Origin of the sequence: Paenibacillus radicis (ex Xue et al. 2023), assembly GCF_024722015.1 — a bacterium.
Classification (GTDB): domain Bacteria; phylum Bacillota; class Bacilli; order Paenibacillales; family NBRC-103111; genus Paenibacillus_S.
In genome coordinates this window covers 148,484-165,026 of sequence record NZ_JANQBD010000011.1, presented here as the reverse complement: position 1 = coordinate 165,026, position 16,543 = coordinate 148,484, and the positions used below count along the sequence as shown (strand labels likewise).

Annotated in this window: 12 protein-coding genes; all 12 read left to right on the top strand. The window is 47.3% G+C overall.

The genetic code is table 11. From position 1 onward, the window contains the following. The 12 genes from NV381_RS16510 (at position 1) to NV381_RS16455 (ending at position 16,493) form a co-directional block, all read left to right on the top strand. Complete coding sequence (locus NV381_RS16510) at positions 1–1,569, top strand: response regulator transcription factor (protein ID WP_258214391.1); 1,569 nt, start codon at positions 1–3, stop codon at positions 1,567–1,569. A 103-nt stretch (positions 1,570–1,672) separates the two neighbouring features. Next, positions 1,673–2,986, top strand: coding sequence for an ABC transporter substrate-binding protein (locus NV381_RS16505; RefSeq protein WP_258214390.1), 1,314 nt, complete (start codon positions 1,673–1,675; stop codon positions 2,984–2,986). 95 nt (positions 2,987–3,081) lie between these two features. Then, entirely contained in the window at positions 3,082–3,957 is an 876-nt protein-coding gene (locus NV381_RS16500; RefSeq protein ID WP_171654405.1) for a carbohydrate ABC transporter permease, read from the top strand. After that, positions 3,954–4,787 carry a carbohydrate ABC transporter permease gene (locus NV381_RS16495; RefSeq protein ID WP_258214389.1) on the top strand — a complete coding sequence of 278 codons (834 nt, stop codon included), beginning with the start codon at positions 3,954–3,956 and terminating at the stop codon, positions 4,785–4,787. The genes NV381_RS16500 and NV381_RS16495 overlap by 4 nt, the downstream gene beginning before the upstream one ends. A 1,924-nt stretch (positions 4,788–6,711) precedes the next feature. Continuing rightward, positions 6,712–8,787: a hydantoinase/oxoprolinase family protein gene (locus tag NV381_RS16490; RefSeq protein WP_258214388.1), complete on the top strand. Its 2,076-nt coding sequence runs from the start codon at positions 6,712–6,714 to the stop codon at positions 8,785–8,787. Next, on the top strand, positions 8,784–10,529 hold the full coding sequence (locus NV381_RS16485) for a hydantoinase B/oxoprolinase family protein (protein ID WP_258214387.1): 1,746 nt from the start codon (positions 8,784–8,786) through the stop codon (positions 10,527–10,529). Before NV381_RS16490 ends, NV381_RS16485 begins: the two co-directional genes overlap by 4 nt. 19 nt (positions 10,530–10,548) lie before the next feature. Then, positions 10,549–11,373: a PfkB family carbohydrate kinase gene (locus tag NV381_RS16480; protein WP_258214386.1), complete on the top strand. Its 825-nt coding sequence runs from the start codon at positions 10,549–10,551 to the stop codon at positions 11,371–11,373. A gap of 25 nt (positions 11,374–11,398) precedes the next feature. Beyond that, a complete protein-coding gene (locus tag NV381_RS16475; protein ID WP_419182273.1) occupies positions 11,399–12,403 on the top strand; it encodes an SIS domain-containing protein in 1,005 nt (334 codons plus the stop codon). A 117-nt stretch (positions 12,404–12,520) separates the two neighbouring features. Next, a complete protein-coding gene (locus NV381_RS16470; RefSeq protein ID WP_258214385.1) occupies positions 12,521–13,243 on the top strand; it encodes a GntR family transcriptional regulator in 723 nt (240 codons plus the stop codon). A 292-nt stretch (positions 13,244–13,535) separates the two neighbouring features. Continuing rightward, entirely contained in the window at positions 13,536–14,528 is a 993-nt protein-coding gene (locus tag NV381_RS16465) for an ABC transporter ATP-binding protein (protein ID WP_258214384.1), read from the top strand. Beyond that, positions 14,525–15,544: an ABC transporter ATP-binding protein gene (locus tag NV381_RS16460; RefSeq protein ID WP_258214383.1), complete on the top strand. Its 1,020-nt coding sequence runs from the start codon at positions 14,525–14,527 to the stop codon at positions 15,542–15,544. The genes NV381_RS16465 and NV381_RS16460 overlap by 4 nt, the downstream gene beginning before the upstream one ends. A gap of 4 nt (positions 15,545–15,548) precedes the next feature. Beyond that, complete coding sequence (locus tag NV381_RS16455; RefSeq protein WP_258214382.1) at positions 15,549–16,493, top strand: ABC transporter permease; 945 nt, start codon at positions 15,549–15,551, stop codon at positions 16,491–16,493. Positions 16,494–16,543: the final 50 nt, after the last annotated feature.

Here is a 16,543-nt window from a genome sequence, read left to right as displayed (position 1 = left end):
ATGAAAGTATTGATTGCCGATGATGAAGAGCATGTAAGAGAGGGCATAGAATTAGCTATAGATTGGGATAAGTTCGGCATTACCGAACGCTTGACGGCAGAGGATGGGCAGCAGGCGCTAGAATTGATCCGCCTGCACAATCCGGCAGTGCTTTTCTGCGATATGAGTATGCCGAATATGGAAGGAACAGAGCTGTTGCGGCTGCTCCGTGAGGAAGGCTGGTCGACCCAGGTAATTGTCGTCAGCGGTTATGACGCTTTCTCCTACACGCAAGCGGCGATCCGGGCGAACGGTGTGGATTATTTGCTGAAGCCTTTTAGCAAAAGTGATCTGGAGCATGCGCTCATACGAGCGGTTACAGCATGGCAGCAGAAGGAAAGCAGTCTTTGTGAGAACCGGGAAACCGAATATCGCATACGCAAGGCGGACGCACTGCTGGATGAGCAGAAATTGGCTTCCTATTTCATTGGCGAGACCGCGCTGCACGAAGGAATCCGGAGCTTGTTCTTCAAAATCGGCTTGCCCATGGAACAGTTGAGGGTAGCATTGGTGCTGCCCCGCAATCGTATGGGACTTATCGAACGAAGGTTTTTTGGAGATGGAGAGCTCTTCGTCTTTGCGGTCAACAATATTACCCATGAAACCTTAAAGCTGTATAATTCCCACTACTTGTGCCGATTAGATGGGTATCAATGGCTGCTGATAACCGCAGCAGAGGGGAGCATTAGGCTGACTTCGGGCGAGCACAGGCGCTGTATGGACAAAATTAAGGAAGCCTGGCGAAACACGTTGGGGCTCGAGGTGCTTATTGGCTTATGCGATACGGAAGCATCCGTGGAAACACTTCCTTCTGCGGTCGGCGCGGCCCGTACAGCGCTGCTGAAATGCAATCTGCTGAATCCTGGCAGTCGGGTGGTGTCAGGAAAGGAAGCTCCCCGGTTGACAGCACAGCAAATCTTGCTGCAATCCGCTTTGAAAAACGAAAATAAAGCCTACGTTGCGGACATCATCCGCTCTTTTACACAAGCACTGCGGGAACGGGGTGAGCTTAGCTTGAAGGAGCTGCAGTCTTACACGATGGAAGCCAACTTATTGTTGGAGCAGGCAGGACGTCTGCACAAATCGGACAACGAAGAGGTTGACGCTTTTATGCCGCAATGGATAAGTGATTTGGACGAGTGGGAAAAGCAGCTGGTCCAAATGTTTTGGATGCTGATCGAGGAGGAAGGAAACGGGAATGCCGGCAACCGTGGCATTCAAGCGATTTACGATTATATACATCGCCATTTTCAAGAGGAGCTTTCCTTGTCGATGCTGTCTGAACGATTTCGCTTCAGCCCGCAATACATCGCCAAAAAGTTTAAGGAGCTGTACAACACCACGCTCATGACGTATTTGACGGAGTTGCGGATGGAAAAAGCGAAGTCGCTCCTTCTCCATACGGATATGCCAGTATCGACGATGGCTGGTTCTCTGGGCTATACCGATGATAATTATTTCAGCAAGGTGTTCAAAAAGCAAACCGGGGTTTCTCCCCTGCAGTACCGGAAGCAGCGGCGAGATTCATAGATTCCTTTTTTTGGCGAAAATAATCTCTACCGTTCCTTAAGACAAACTTATAGACTAATTGGTGAAGGGAACCAAAAATTGACTATAAGGGGAATGAGGATTTATGAAAAAGAAGTTTTCCATGCTGACCGTTGCAGCACTGCTTTTGACTTCGCTCGTCGGTTGCGCTGGTGGAGATGAGCCGCCAAGTAATTCAGGGTCTAAAACAGGTTCCAACTCCGGAACGAGCACACAACCTGCAACAGGCGGCGCAAACGGGCAAAAGGTGACGCTCAAGCTGCTGCAGTTTAAAGTCGAGATTACTGACAAGGTTAAAGCGATGTCCGCTGATTACATGGCGCAAAACCCGAATGTCATCATTGAAGGCGGGGCTACCTCTGATTACGATACAATTGTAAGAACCCGATTCGCTTCAGGCGATGCTCCAGATATTTTTATGTCCAAGGCGTTTACGGATATTAAGGATTGGTCAGATAAAATAGCGGATTTGTCGAACGAACCGTGGATGTCCAAGGTATCGCCTTCGGCTGTAGAGGGAATGACGGTAGACGGCAAAAAGCTTGGCTTTCCTGTTGCTTTTGAGGGCTACGGCTTTATCTACAATAAAGATTTGTTTGCCAAAGCAGGCATCGATAAGGTGCCGACAACGCTTGCCGAACTGAAGCAGGTGAACGAGAAGCTGAAGGCTGCGAACATTTTATCCTACTCGGAAGGATATAAGGAATGGTGGATACTCGGCCAGCACTTGTTCAATCTGCCTTACGCCTATGAGAAGGATCCTATAGGAATGATTCAAAAAATCAACAAAGGCGAAGCTAAAGTCAACAATGTAGCTAACATGAATGGATTTTTCGATGTACTGGATATGACGGTCAAATACGGCAAAGGCGCAGAATCGGTCGGTATTAGCTACGATAATCAGGTATCGGAATTTTCCACCGGTAAAACAGCCATGATGCAGCAAGGTGTCTGGACGATTGATTCGATTGTAAAGATCAACCCGAACCTCAAAATCGGTATGTTCGCTATTCCACTCAATGACAATGCTTCTGACACGAAATTACCTGTAGGCGTACCGGGATATTACGTGCTGAACAAAAATTCCAAGAATCTGGATGAGGCTAAAAAATTCCTGACTTGGCTCCATACGAATGGACAAAAATATTTGGTTGATTCCTTCAAGCTCATTCCCGCATTTACAGATTTGAAAACGTCTCCAGACCTTGGACCGCTCGCTCAGGATTTGAGCGGATATGTTGAGAAAAATCAAACGATCCCATGGGCCCATACGTTGTGGCCATCCGGCTCCAATCAAGAGTTTGCCAAGCCGCTGCAAGCTTATGTGGGCGGTCAGTTAAACAAAGAGCAGGCCTTGACTGAAGTTCAAAAAATCTGGACGGACCGAGTGAAAAAATAACCTTTCCTGAAGATGACGTGGTGCATGGCTTTCAAAACGAGACTGTGCACCGTGTTTATCAACCTACACCATGAAAGGAAAGGGAGAAGCCCATAATGAAAATGAAAACTCGACAATTGTTCATATATTCAGCTTTTGTGGCTCCGGCAATCCTTTTTTTCGCAGTGATTATTCTGGTTCCGTTCCTGCGGGCGATCATGTATTCGTTTCAGGATTGGAATGGAATCAGCAACGATATCCGTTGGGCCGGATGGGGAAATTATCAAAAAATCGTACAGGACAGCGGTTTTTTTAAATCTTTTTATTTTACCTTTAAGTATGTATTGGCGACGACAATATGCTTGAATGTGTGCGGGCTTTTTCTGGCACTGGTGCTGAACATGTCGCTCAAAACCCGAAATATGCTCCGTACCATATTTTTCTTGCCATACGTGATCGGTTCGGTCATTATCGGTTTTATTTGGCAGTTTATCATCGTGCGACTGTTTGGTGAGATCGGAAAATCAACAGGCTGGCTGCTGTTCCAAAAAAACTGGCTCAGCTTGCCCGAACAAGCCTTCTGGTCGCTCGTTCTCGTTACGGTATGGCATTCCGCCGGATATTTTATGGTGATCTATTTGGCCGCCCTTCAAGGTGTTCCCAAAGATATGCTGGAGGCTGCGGAGATTGATGGAGCCGGGCGTATTAAAAGGTTTTGGCATGTCGTTCTGCCGTTGATTCGTCCTGCGATGACTATCAATCTGTTTCTCGCTATTTCCAGCGGGTTTAAAGGATTCGATCTTAATTTCGCTTTGACCAAAGGCGGACCATTCGGGACAACGGAATCGCTTGCCTTTCATATTTATTTGGATGCATTCACGAAAAACCTGTTTACGTATGCAGCAGCCAAGTCTGTCGTATTCTTCCTGGTGCTGGCTTCCATTACGCTCATCCAGGTGGCTGTGATGAAGCGCAGGGAGGTGGAGATGTGAATCAAGATCGTTATTCTATCGGTAAACTTATCATTGAAGTCCTTATGATTCTGCTTGCCTTGCTGGTCTTTGTCCCTCTTTATATCACTTTTATCAATGGACTGAAAACATACAATGAAGTTGCAACCTCGACTTTGGCGTTGCCTCATGTATTTCAGTTTGCAAATTTTGCGGTTGTATGGAAACAAATCAACTTTCTAGGCGTGTTTATGAACTCGCTTATTATTACCGTGATCGCCGTGTCCGGTATTTTGCTCGTCAGCTCTGCGGCCGCTTTCCAATTGGTGCGCCGGCCCGGGCTCGCTAGCCAGATTATCTTTCTTGTCATTCTGTCCTCACTCGTGATCCCATTCCAGACGATGATGATACCGCTGGTGAAGGTGGCTCAAGAGCTGAAGCTGATCAATACACTGTACGGCATCATCATTATGTACTGGGGCTTTGGCGTACCGTTCGCGCTTTTCCTGTTTCATGGTTTTATCAAATCCATACCGCGAGAGCTTGAGGAGGCTGCCTTGATCGATGGCAGCGGAACCGTTGGCGTGTATTTCCGCATTTTACTACCGCTTCTAAAGCCGATTACGACAACCGTTGCGATTCTCAATTCGCTTTGGATATGGAACGACTTTTTGCTGCCGTTGATTACATTAAGCTCCAAAAAAAATCAAACGATTCCCCTTGCTTCATCGGTTTATTTCGGGCAGTACACAAACGAGTGGCACCTGGCTATGGCTGCGCTGACGATGGCCGTGATACCGATCATTATTTTCTTCCTGTGCATGCAGCGGTATATTATCCAAGGCATAACAGCCGGGGCGGTGAAAGGATAGGAAGTGCGGTTTGCACCCGCAGTGAGTTTTTCCTTTGATACGTCAAAACCGATATATTTGTGGTATCCTTCATAATAAACCGACTCTCCTTTTTGTTTGTAGCTCTGTTTTTGGTTAAATGGTTCTTTGTTTCAGTACCATTGTTGACCATAATCAACCTACGTAACATAAAATGGTGGTCGGTTTCGTTCATTATAACTATTTCCGCATGCTCAAAATAAAGGCCACTTAACCCTTAAAACCGAGGGACGGGCAGAATAAGTTAATACATGTTTTCCAAAATTATTGGACAAATTAACCGGAAAAAGTGGCAGTATCTGCCCTGCTAGGGGTTGGGTGAAATGTGGCATTACATATGCCGGGGTTCAACTTTTACAAATATAACAGGAAATCTGTATATGGATTTGTTAATCTTAATGATATTAGGTTTGGTGTTCATTGGTTTTAGTTTCCCTGAAGTTTATTCCGAGTATAAGGACGTAAAGCAGGAAGAGAATCGGATATTTAAAATAATTTGGGTGTTGTTGATGACGGTCTCTCTTAATATGGGGGCACTTGCTTTCGGTTGCATTCTTTTCTTGGTTTCGATCTCAAGTATGATTTTAGAATTGACATGCTAACTGAGCATATTTTTAACCTCCAAGATGCCCCCCTTGTGATTGGAGTGTATGCAGATATTACATACATTTCCTTTTCGGGAATGGAACGTATGTTCCAATATAAGTAAATGATAATATTCCTAATTTATAGTAAGTTAAATGATTCTGGATGATTTTTGATCTTACATCCTAGATCTCAACATAGGCAAGAAGTGTTTGAAATAATCACAACATGGAAACTCGAATTTTGAGAAATTCAGTACAGAAAGCGTGGGGCTGTCCCAAAAGTCATTTTGAGACAACCCCTCCACCATTTTATCCTGAATAGATGGTTGCAAAAGAGCCCTCAATTCCACTTTAATAGTTGAAGGCTTTTTTTGCATATTCTTGTGTATTCTTAGTGATGAATAAGATGAGGTCGCTTTCCAGCGTGTACTCATCGCGGGCATCGGGTTCGTGGTTCGGTTACGGCATTGCATGGCAGTCTGGCGCACTTCGTGCATTTATCAGGAAAATGTCAAGTTAGTTACTCCGAAAATAGCGTTCCAAGTCTTATAGCTGGAATTCCTCATGCTAATTCTACGTATTTTGGCTGATATCCACCATTTCACCTATATTAGAGTTAGTTTTTCCAGTTAGATTGATTTCAGGCGATATCCAAGCTGGATTAGCGTGAGGATTTCCATCTATTTTCTTTCCTTCTGCAGCGGCCCCGACAAATCATGGTCTCCTCTAGATTGAAAGCAGCCGTCCCATCACTTAAGTAACATCCAAAAAGCGGCCGGACTCATTTTGGGATTTTCGAACCCCCACTCTGATGGGAGTTTCCCTACAAAAAAGACGCTTCCATTTCCGCTTACATGGTGGTTTTGGAGGCGTCTTTGTACATAGTTTGGGACTGATTCATTCACTGATACCCTTTTGGGACAGCCTCTTTGTGCGTCGCGCGAATATTTGTAACAACAGGTCTTTCTTGGACCCTCTTCGCGAAACTCTGGATAAAGCGGGCAGATTACTGTGATTTCCAGTGCTGTCTATTTGAGCAAAGGTAAACTCCGAGAGGTAATATTTATCTGTAATGTTGTATTATATCGTCTTATTCATGTTTGTTTCCGCATTTGCAAATTTTGATGAGCAAAGTGTGGCCACTTAAGGATTTTATCAATCCGAAAGCCGCTAATTAAAGGACAATATGACAAGTAATAAGTCATATATTACATTGTTTGCCCAAAACCTGCGATATATAATTTCCTTGTAACAATATAGTACAACAGGACAACATATAACAACTGGTTACAGTACAAGTGCGTACGAGGAGGAAAAATATGCGTTACATGGTCGGAGTAGATGTCGGAGGAACCTTTACTGACGTAACATTGGTTGATTCATATTCGGGAGAGATATTGAACCATAAAGTTCCTTCCACGCCTGAAGACCCATCCCGGGCTATCATGAACGGCGTTGTGCAAATTATGGAGCTGAACGAAGTTCCTGTGTCGGAGCTTCGTTATCTGGCTCACGGCACAACAGTGGCCACCAACTCACTGATCGAAAGAAAAGGAGCACTCACGGGGCTTCTTGTCACAGAAGGATTCCGTGATTTGCTTGAAATCGGGCGTCAAACCCGCCCAAGTCTGTACGATTTTTTCAAGGAAAAGCCGGAACCGGTCATTCCCGGCCATCTGCGGTTGGAGGTCGACGAACGCCTGTATGCGGACGGCAGCGTACGAAAACAGTTGGATCGTGACCGTCTGCGTGAAGCGATTGAACACTTGAAGAGTGAAGGTGTACAATCGATCGCGGTATGTTTTCTCTTCTCCTACCTCAACCCGGAGCACGAGAAACAAGCGGTAGAGGAAATTAGGAGGCTGTACCCGGAAGCCTATGTTTCCGCTTCTCATCAGGTGGTACCGGAGTTTAGAGAATACGCACGTTTAAGCACCACAGCTCTCAACGCGTACCTTGGTCCGGTTATGCAGCGTTATATGGAAAATTTTCAGGAATCCGTCCGTAAGGCGGGTATTCCGGTAGATCCATACATTACTCAATCGAACGGCGGTATCATTTCGATTCAAGAATCTGTAGCAAATCCGGTACGTACTGCAGTGTCCGGACCAGCAGCTGGTGTCGTGGCGGCAGCGCATCTGGCCGAACTGACAGGTTATAAAAATATGATTACGTTTGACATGGGAGGCACTTCGGCTGACTTTAGTTTAATTGAGAACGGCGAGCCCAAAATTTCGATGGAACGTGAAGTCGAAGGTTTCCCCGCACGCATTCCGATGTTGGATATTCATGCATGCGGTGCGGGAGGAGGATCGATTGCATGGCTGGATGCCGGCGGTGCGTTGAAGGTAGGGCCGGAAAGCGCCGGGTCCATGCCTGGACCCGCAGCTTACGGACGTGGCGGAACGCGGCCGACTGTGACAGACGCTAATACGATACTCGGCCGTTTGAATCCAGATGGTATTTTAGGCGGAAGAATGATTCTAGATGTGGAAGCGTCGAAACGGGTCGTGCAGGAGCACATTTGCGACCGAACGAATCTATCGCTGCTTGAAGCGACAATGGGCATCCTTTCTGTGGTGAACGCAAACATGACACGGGCGATCCGCTTAATTTCCGTGGAGAAAGGATACGATCCCCGGGAATTTACGCTCGTTTCCTTTGGTGGTGGAGGTGGGCTTCACTGTGGCGCATTGGCGCGTGAACTCGGTATTCCCCGGATTCTGGTTCCGCCTTCACCGGGTACATTTTGTTCGCTGGGCCTTCTGGTGACGGACGTTCGCTCCGACTATGTCCGGTCCTCGCTGCTTGAATCAAGTGCAAGCAGTATGGAGACAATCCGCGGGCTTTTTGCCGGTATGGAGCAAGAGGGAGCAGCGATGCTGGAGAAGGAAGGCATAACAGAAGCGAAGCGCAGATTTGTACTTGGACTGGATTTGCGGTTTAAGGGACAAAATTACGAACTAACGATCCCCGTCGAATGGTCTGAATTGACCGGCGAAGGGATGCAAGGGATTTTGACACGTTTCCATGAGCAGCATGAGAAAAATTACGGATACTCCAACCGGACAGGAATTGTGGAGTTCGTCAATTATCGGGTCACCGCTCTTGGTGAGCTGCCCAAGGCGACACTGCAGCGTGGGGATGAGAACGGCAGCCGGACGGTGCAATCATCATTGTATCGTGAAGTGTACTTCTCGGAAGCAGATCGTCCGGATTATTACCAGACGGCTATTTATCAGCGGAGCGATCTGGTTCCCGGGGATAGGGTCACGGGTCCAGCTATCATTGAACAGATGGATTCTACGATCCTGCTGCTGCCGGGGCAAACCATGCAAGTGGATGCATACCGCAATCTGCTGATTCATACCTTTGGCGAGGAGGAACAACAATGAAACGGATAGATCCCATTACATTAGAAATTGTAGGAAATTTGCTGCTCTCCGTTGCGGAAGAGATGGGCGTTACGTTGGTGAAGACGGCTTACTCCACCAATATTAAAGAGAGAAAAGATTGCTCGACAGCGCTGTTTGACGGAAAGGGACAAATGATTGCGCAAGCTGAATATGTGCCTATGCATCTCGGGTCGATGCTCGGCGTCGTCACCGAGGTGTTAAAGAAGTTCCCGATGCAGTCGCTGCGTCCTGGTGATATGTTCATTACAAATGATCCTTATGCTGGAGGCGGGACTCATTTACCCGATATCACGATGGTATCACCTGTTTTTATCGATGAACGGTTGGTAGCTTTCGTGGCAAATATTGCGCATCATTCGGATATCGGCGGGATGGTACCCGGCAGTGTATCGGCGAATTCGGACAACATCTATCAGGAAGGGCTGCGGATTCCATTAGGACGGATTTGTCAGGCGGGAGAGCTTGTCCAGGAAACTTATGACTACATTATCCTGAATACCCGAACGCCTGTGGAGCGGAGCGGAGACCTCGATGCGCAAATCGCCTCGAATATTGCAGGAGCGAAACGGATGGGTGAAGTCGTGCGGAAATACGGTGCGGATTATTTTGCCGAATGTACCGATGCTCTGCTGGACTATGCGGAACATCTGATGCGCGCCGGGATCCGTACGCTGCCGGAGGGAACCTACACGTTTGAAGATTATTTGGATGATGCAGGCGCTAACTCGGATACTCCGATTCCGATTCGGGCTGCGATCACGATCGTGGACGGCATGGCTAAAGTGGATTTCACGGGAACGAGTCCGCAGGTGCCTGGTCCGCTGAATATGACATATTCGGGACTTCTGACAACGGCCTTCTATTGCTTCAAAGCGGTTGCCGGACAATCAATCTTTGCGAATCAAGGGATTTACCGGGCTTTGCAGGTAACGGCACCCGAAGGATCGATTGTCAACTGCAAGCTGCCGGTTCCAGTGGGACAGAGGATCGATACAGCCCAACGGGTGGTAGATGTGATCTTGGGGGCATTAGCCCAAGTGGCCCCAGAACGTGTCCTGGCGGCGTGCAACAGTGTCGTGACATCGGCTATTTTCTCGGGTACAAACCTGAAGACAGGCAATTATTTCGTTTATCTTGAAACGATCGCAGGGGGGGCAGGGGCACACAGCCGTGGAGATGGGTTAAGCGGCGTTCAAGTGCATATGACCAACACATCGAACCTGCCGGTGGAGGCGTTGGAGCGCGAATACCCGGTATTGGTGGAGCGGTATCAGCTGCGGACAGATTCGGGAGGAGCAGGACGGTTCCGGGGTGGCCTCGGCATTCAGAGAGACTTCCGAATTTTGAACGATGGAATGAGCTATACAGGTCTTGGTGACCGCCATAAGTTCTCTCCATGGGGCTTGGAAGGCGGAAAAAGCGGAAGTCCGGGCAGTTTCAAGGCCGCTCTGGGCGGAGGCGAACTCAAGCAGTTGGGCTCTAAAATATCCGGGATTACGCTGAACAAAGAGGACTTGGTGAGCGTTTGCTCACCGGGATCAGGCGGTTACGGAAATCCATATGAACGCCCGGCGGAGTCAGTGCTCACAGATGTGCGTGAGGGGAAAGTTTCCTTGGAATCGGCGCAAGGGGATTACGGGGTTGTGTTGGTGAATTCCCCTGCGGGCTTACAGATCGACCAATTGGCGACTATTGAATTACGAAACGGAGTAAAGGCCTAAAAGAGGTGAAAGCGAGACAATGAAGCTGATTGGAATCGGAGATAACGTTGTTGATTATTATCAAGACCAAGGGCTGATGTATCCGGGAGGCAATGCTTTGAATGTGGCGGTCGCCGGTAAACGAAACGGTGCGAGTGCATGCGCTTATCTGGGAATCGTTGGGGATGATGCGGAAGCGGAGCATGTTGTGAAATGCATGGGGGAAGAAGGAATCGATTTCTCCCGTATTCGCCGGGCATACGGCCTTAGTGGCAAAGCAGTCGTTGCTCTAAATGAAGAGGGCGACCGGATTTTCGTAGGTACTAACAGGGGAATCCGGGTACAGTCCTTGCTTATGCTTAAGCTTACCCAGGATGATCTCGACTATATCAACGAATATGACGTCGTGCATACAAGTGTCAATAGTGATATCGAGCACGAGCTGTCCCGTTTGGCGCATAAACCGATTTCATTTGATTTTTCCACAACAAAGCGATGGAATAAAGCATATTTGCAGCTTGTTTGCCCGTATTTGACCTATGCTTTTTTCTCGGGCAGCGACATGTCTCACGGCGAAATCAGTTCCTTGTTCGAGGAAGTTCATCAGTTGGGAGTAAAAGTGGTTGGTGTGACAAGAGGGGCGGAGCCTGCTATGTTTTCGAAAGACGGCATCATCAGCAGCCAACCTCATATGACGGGCGATGTCATCGATACGATGGGCGCTGGCGATTCTTTTATCGGGGGATTCCTTGCACATTATCACGAGTACCGGGATGTGCAGGCTGCTCTCATTCAAGCTTCACAGTCGGCTGCGGTAACCTGCGGGCATTACGGAGCTTTCGGATACGGCAAGAAAAAACAATAATCAAGATTACAGGAGGACTATCCAAATGGTAAACTCAGCACCTTATATGAATGCAAATACGCAGCTTGAACAGATCTTTGAGGCTTTTAAACAAAGAACGATTACCCGAGTGTTTTACGTGGCGTGTGGCGGTTCATCGGCACTTATGTATCCGAGTAAATATTTCATTGACCGCGAATCCAGCAAGATTACAGCTGAAATTTATAGCTCCAATGAATTCATTCACAGAAATCCCCAATCATTGGGCGAGCATTCATTAGTTATTTTATGTTCGCATAAAGGCAAAACTCCGGAAACGACGGAGGCCGCCAAATTTGCTAAAAGCAAAGGTGCTTTAACAGTTTCGCTGATGTATGTGGAGACGGCCCCGCTTGCCGATGAGTCTGATTTCATTGTTAACTACAGCTGGATTTCGGCCGGAAATATGGAGCCGCTCCCGGAAATTATGAACTATGCGATCCTTTATAAATTGGCTATGGGGCTTCTGTATGTGAAAGAAGGCAACAAAAAGTATGAAAAGCTGCTTAGCAGCCTGGAGAACCTTGCCACTGTATTCGAGCGAGTCATGAAGCAGAATGCAGAACAGGTACAAGCATATGCCGAGCAATATAAGGACGAAAAAATCATGTATACGATGGCTAGTGGAGCAAGTTACGGCATGGCGTACTCCTTCGCTATATGCATATTAATGGAGATGCAGCGGATTCATTCTCATGCCATTCATGCAGGGGAATTTTTTCATGGGCCGTTCGAGATACTGGATAAGGATGTTCCATTCATTTTGCTGATGGGCTTGGATGAAACTCGTCCTTTGGAAGAGCGGGCGCTAACGTTCCTAAAACAATACGGTGAAAAGCTGATTGTGGTCGATGCCAAAAATTTTGATCTTACCGGCATTGATGAAGAAATGAAAGGATATCTGGCTCCGCTCGTCATCAATGTCGTACTGCGCATGTTTGCCCTGGCGTTGTCGAAAAGTAGAAATCATCCTCTCGAGACTCGGCGTTATATGTTCAAGGTTCCTTATTAATATAGAGCAATCTTAAAACCATCCCTGCGGACATGGCACAGATGTATTCACTGTGCTGTGGCCGTTTTTTGGACAAAGAGCAGCCTGAAGTAATACGTAAAGGCAGGTGAAAGACAAGTGAAGAACAAGCTGGACCCCACTATTTCAACTCCGCTGTATATCCAGTTGGCAGAGCAGTTCCGGGAATTGATTCAATCGGATCAGCTGCAGTTTGGAGACAGATTTCCCGCCGAGATGGATTTGGCCGGGGAGTATGAGGTTTCCCGTATTACCGTCCGCAAGGCGATTGAAGATTTGGTGAATGAGGGGATATTAGCCCGGAAGCAGGGCAAAGGGACTTTCGTATCCAAGCCGAAAATCGACCGGGAGCTTGTGAACGTGACTAGCTTCACCGATCGTATGCAGGCACGAGGGATGACTGCAGGAGCCAGATCGATGGACGTCAAAGTAACGCCGGCATCCCTGAAGATGGCATTATTACTGGGAGTACCGGAAAACTCAGAGATCGCTGAAATTCAGAGGCTTCGGCTCATTAACGACGAACCGGTTTCGCTGGAAACCTCCTACTTGTCGTTGGAACGGTGTCCGGGGATTCAGCATGAAATTCTGGTTGATCAATCCCTATATCAGATACTGGATAAAAAGTACGGGCTGCGGCCTGCATATTCCAGTAAAACGCTGGAACTCGTCTATGCCTCGCCAAGCGAGAGCAGGCTGTTGAATACTGTAAAAGGCGCGTCCATGTTTCTGATGACCGCATTAGTCTATTCGGAACAAAGACAAGTTATGGAATACGTTAAAATTATTTCACGCGGAGACCGATTCCGATTTCAAATGTAAAATGTACCTCCCTTCATCAATACAAGACGATAATACAACAAAATCTGAATATAGTAGAAGAAGCTAGAACCGTCTGAACCAGCTGATTCCGTACCATGCTTTTTTTACAAAATACGATATGAATTTACAAGGAAAGCATACAGTATTGCATGGAATGAAATGTGACATGAATATATAATGAGTTATAGATAGAGAAGTGAATTGTGTTATATTCATGTTAGATATGTGTCGATGCAAATAGTCTTGAAGCGATTGCATCGTTGGTAGGCGAACAAAGCTGGGAGTGATACTCATGAATGATGCCCTATTGAAAATTAGCAACCTTACTGCAGAGTTTAAGACGGACAAGGGTGTATTCCCGGCTATTAGCGGAGTTAATTTAACGATTGATAAAGGGGAAATATTGTGCATTGTCGGTGAAAGCGGGAGCGGAAAAACCGTGGCGTCACTTTCCTTGATGAAGCTCATTCCTGCGGTAGGGAAAATAACGACAGGCGAGATCTCGTTTGAAGGTCGGGACTTGCTGAAGGTTAGCCAAAAAGAAATGTCACTAATCAGGGGGAAGTCCATTGCGATGATTTTTCAGGACCCGATGATGGCTTTGGACCCCGTATATACATGCGGCAGCCAGGTTATTGAAGCGGTTCGAATTCATGAAAAAATATCTCATCAAGGTGCCTATGACAAATCGGTAGAGCTGTTGAAGCAAGTTGGCATCCCTCACCCGGAAAGATGTATGAATGCATATCCACATGAGCTTTCCGGGGGCATGTGCCAGCGAATTAGTATTGCGATGGCGCTGTCATGCAACCCTAAGCTTCTTATCGCAGATGAGCCGACCACGGCGCTTGATGTAACGGTACAGGCGCAAATTCTGGAATTGTTGAAAAAAATCAGGAAAGAAATGAATATGAGCATTATGCTGATTACGCATGACCTCGGAGTAGTAGCCGAAATGGCTGACCGCGTTGCCGTTATGTATGCCGGAAAAGTTATGGAGGAGGGGGATGTCAGATCGATTTTCCACAATCCGCAGCATCCCTATACCCAAGGCTTGATTAAATCGATTCCTCATATGGGGCAAAAGAATGAAAAGCTGTACAGTATAAGCGGTACCGTTCCAAGTATCAGCTCCATGCCGGATGGCTGCCGGTTTAGCCCCAGATGCCCGGATGCGGCAGATATATGCCGGCAAAAGGAACCGGAGATGATGCAGGCCTGTCATAACGGCAAGGCTCGCTGCTGGAAGCTGGATCAGGCATGGAGGGAAGGTGAAACAGGATGAAGGAGATTCTTTTGGAGGTTAACAACGTTAAAAAGTATTTTCCTTTAAAAAAGGGTGTTTTTTCCAAACAGCTCGGATATGTCAAGGCGGTTGATGATGTTAGCTTCTCCATATTCAAGGGGGAGACATTTGGACTTGTCGGTGAATCCGGCTGCGGGAAGAGCACACTGTCGCGCGTCATTATGCGGCTTACCGATGCTGACAGCGGTGAAATTAAATTTGACAATATCGACCTGTTAAATCTGAAAGGCGAGCAATTAAGGAAGCAGCGCGGCAAATTTCAGATGGTGTTTCAGAAGCCGTTCGAATCGTTAAATCCGCGAAGAACGGTTGGACAAATAATCGGAGCGCCGTTTGAAATTCACGGTGCCGCAGCCGGAGCAGACAAGGAAAAAAGGGTGAAACGGCTGCTGGAATTAGTGGGCTTAAGTCCACAATATATAAACCGTTATCCTCATGAATTTTCAGGCGGCCAGAGGCAGCGGATTGGAATAGCTCGGGCAATTGCGCTAAATCCTAAGCTTGTCGTATGCGACGAGGCTGTATCCGCTTTGGATGTGTCTATCCAATCCCAGATTCTGAACTTGCTCGACGATCTTCAGAAAGAATTCGGTTTGACCTACTTGTTTATTTCCCACAATTTATCGATCGTCAAGCATATGAGCAACCGTATAGCGGTCATGTACCTCGGGAGTATTGTCGAGATTGCCGATGCGGAGGAATTATATGCTAATGCCAGACATCCGTACACGAAAGCGCTGCTGTCCGCCATCCCTATGCCGGACCCCGATTTCAACAAGGAGCGCATTATATTAAGCGGCGACGTTCCAAGCCCAGTTAACCCGCCGACAGGCTGCAGGTTTTGTACAAGGTGCAAGGATGTCATGCCGATTTGCAGCGAAGTTGCTCCGGAGTTTATTGAGCTAAGCGACAAGCATGCCGTGGCATGCCACTTATTTACAAACGCAAGCGCAGAAATACAACAACAACAACCGGTTTTGCTGAATAGAGGGTGATCGAATGGTACGTTATTTGGGTGAAAAAGTAATGCTGCTTATCGTTCAGGTGCTTGTCGTCGGTACTTTGGTGTTCTCGTTGATTCACTTTATGCCGGGGGATCCTGCAGTTCTCGTGCTGGGTACGGAAAGAGGAGGAGACGCTGCGGCAGTGGCGGAAATGCGCCATACACTTGGGCTGGACCAGCCTTTGACCATGCAGTATTTGAATTGGCTTGTTAATTTTGCGAAATTTGATTTGGGGCAATCCCTTTTTGATAAAACCCCGGTCAACACATATATCATGCAAAGACTTCCGAATACAATAGAGCTGGCGCTTGTATCCATCATTCTCGCCATGATCATCGGTGTGCCATTGGGCATTGCCGCTGCCTTGAAACGGCAGAGCTTTATTGACTTGGCGCTTTCGTCTATATCGGCTCTGGGCGTTTCTTTCCCTGTCTATGTGTTAGGCGCCTTTATGATTCTCGTGTTCAGCTTCAAGCTTCAATGGCTTCCTGCCAGCGGTTTTGTCGAGTTTACAGATAACCCGGGGAAGCATATGCTGCGCCTGGTCCTGCCTTCTTTAACGCTAGCATTGGGCTTGGCGGCTTCGATCGCAAGAATGACGCGCTCGTCCATGCTGGAAGTATTAAATAAGGATTTTATTCAGACGCTTAGAGCAAAAGGGGTACCGGAGTGGAAGATTATCTCCAAGCATGCTTTCCGGAATGCGATTATTCCCGTTATCACGATAATCGGCTTGCAGCTCGGTAACCTAATCGGGGGTACGGTTCTCATCGAGTATTTGTTTAACTGGCCGGGAATGAGCACGATGTTGGTCAAGTCGATAGCAAACCGCGATTATCCTTTAATTCAAGGCTGTATCGTCGTCATGGCCACATTCTTTATCGTAGTTAATATATGCGTTGATCTGTTGTATGGACTCATGGACCCAAGAGTTCGCTAAAGCCGAAGGCAGCGCATGCTGTGAGATGCCGAATATCGTCAAGGAGTTGG

What these genes read in the sequence shown, in the direction of transcription:
- NV381_RS16475 (WP_419182273.1), top strand. Translation starts at nt 11,399, where the DNA reads ATGGTAAACTCAGCACCTTATATGAATGCAAATACGCAGCTTGAACAG.
- NV381_RS16460 (WP_258214383.1), top strand. Translation starts at nt 14,525, where the DNA reads ATGAAGGAGATTCTTTTGGAGGTTAACAACGTTAAAAAGTATTTTCCT.
- NV381_RS16490 (WP_258214388.1), top strand. Translation starts at nt 6,712, where the DNA reads ATGCGTTACATGGTCGGAGTAGATGTCGGAGGAACCTTTACTGACGTA.
- NV381_RS16500 (WP_171654405.1), top strand. Translation starts at nt 3,082, where the DNA reads ATGAAAATGAAAACTCGACAATTGTTCATATATTCAGCTTTTGTGGCT.
- NV381_RS16465 (WP_258214384.1), top strand. Translation starts at nt 13,536, where the DNA reads ATGAATGATGCCCTATTGAAAATTAGCAACCTTACTGCAGAGTTTAAG.
- NV381_RS16485 (WP_258214387.1), top strand. Translation starts at nt 8,784, where the DNA reads ATGAAACGGATAGATCCCATTACATTAGAAATTGTAGGAAATTTGCTG.
- NV381_RS16505 (WP_258214390.1), top strand. Translation starts at nt 1,673, where the DNA reads ATGAAAAAGAAGTTTTCCATGCTGACCGTTGCAGCACTGCTTTTGACT.
- NV381_RS16455 (WP_258214382.1), top strand. Translation starts at nt 15,549, where the DNA reads ATGGTACGTTATTTGGGTGAAAAAGTAATGCTGCTTATCGTTCAGGTG.
- NV381_RS16510 (WP_258214391.1), top strand. Translation starts at nt 1, where the DNA reads ATGAAAGTATTGATTGCCGATGATGAAGAGCATGTAAGAGAGGGCATA.
- NV381_RS16480 (WP_258214386.1), top strand. Translation starts at nt 10,549, where the DNA reads ATGAAGCTGATTGGAATCGGAGATAACGTTGTTGATTATTATCAAGAC.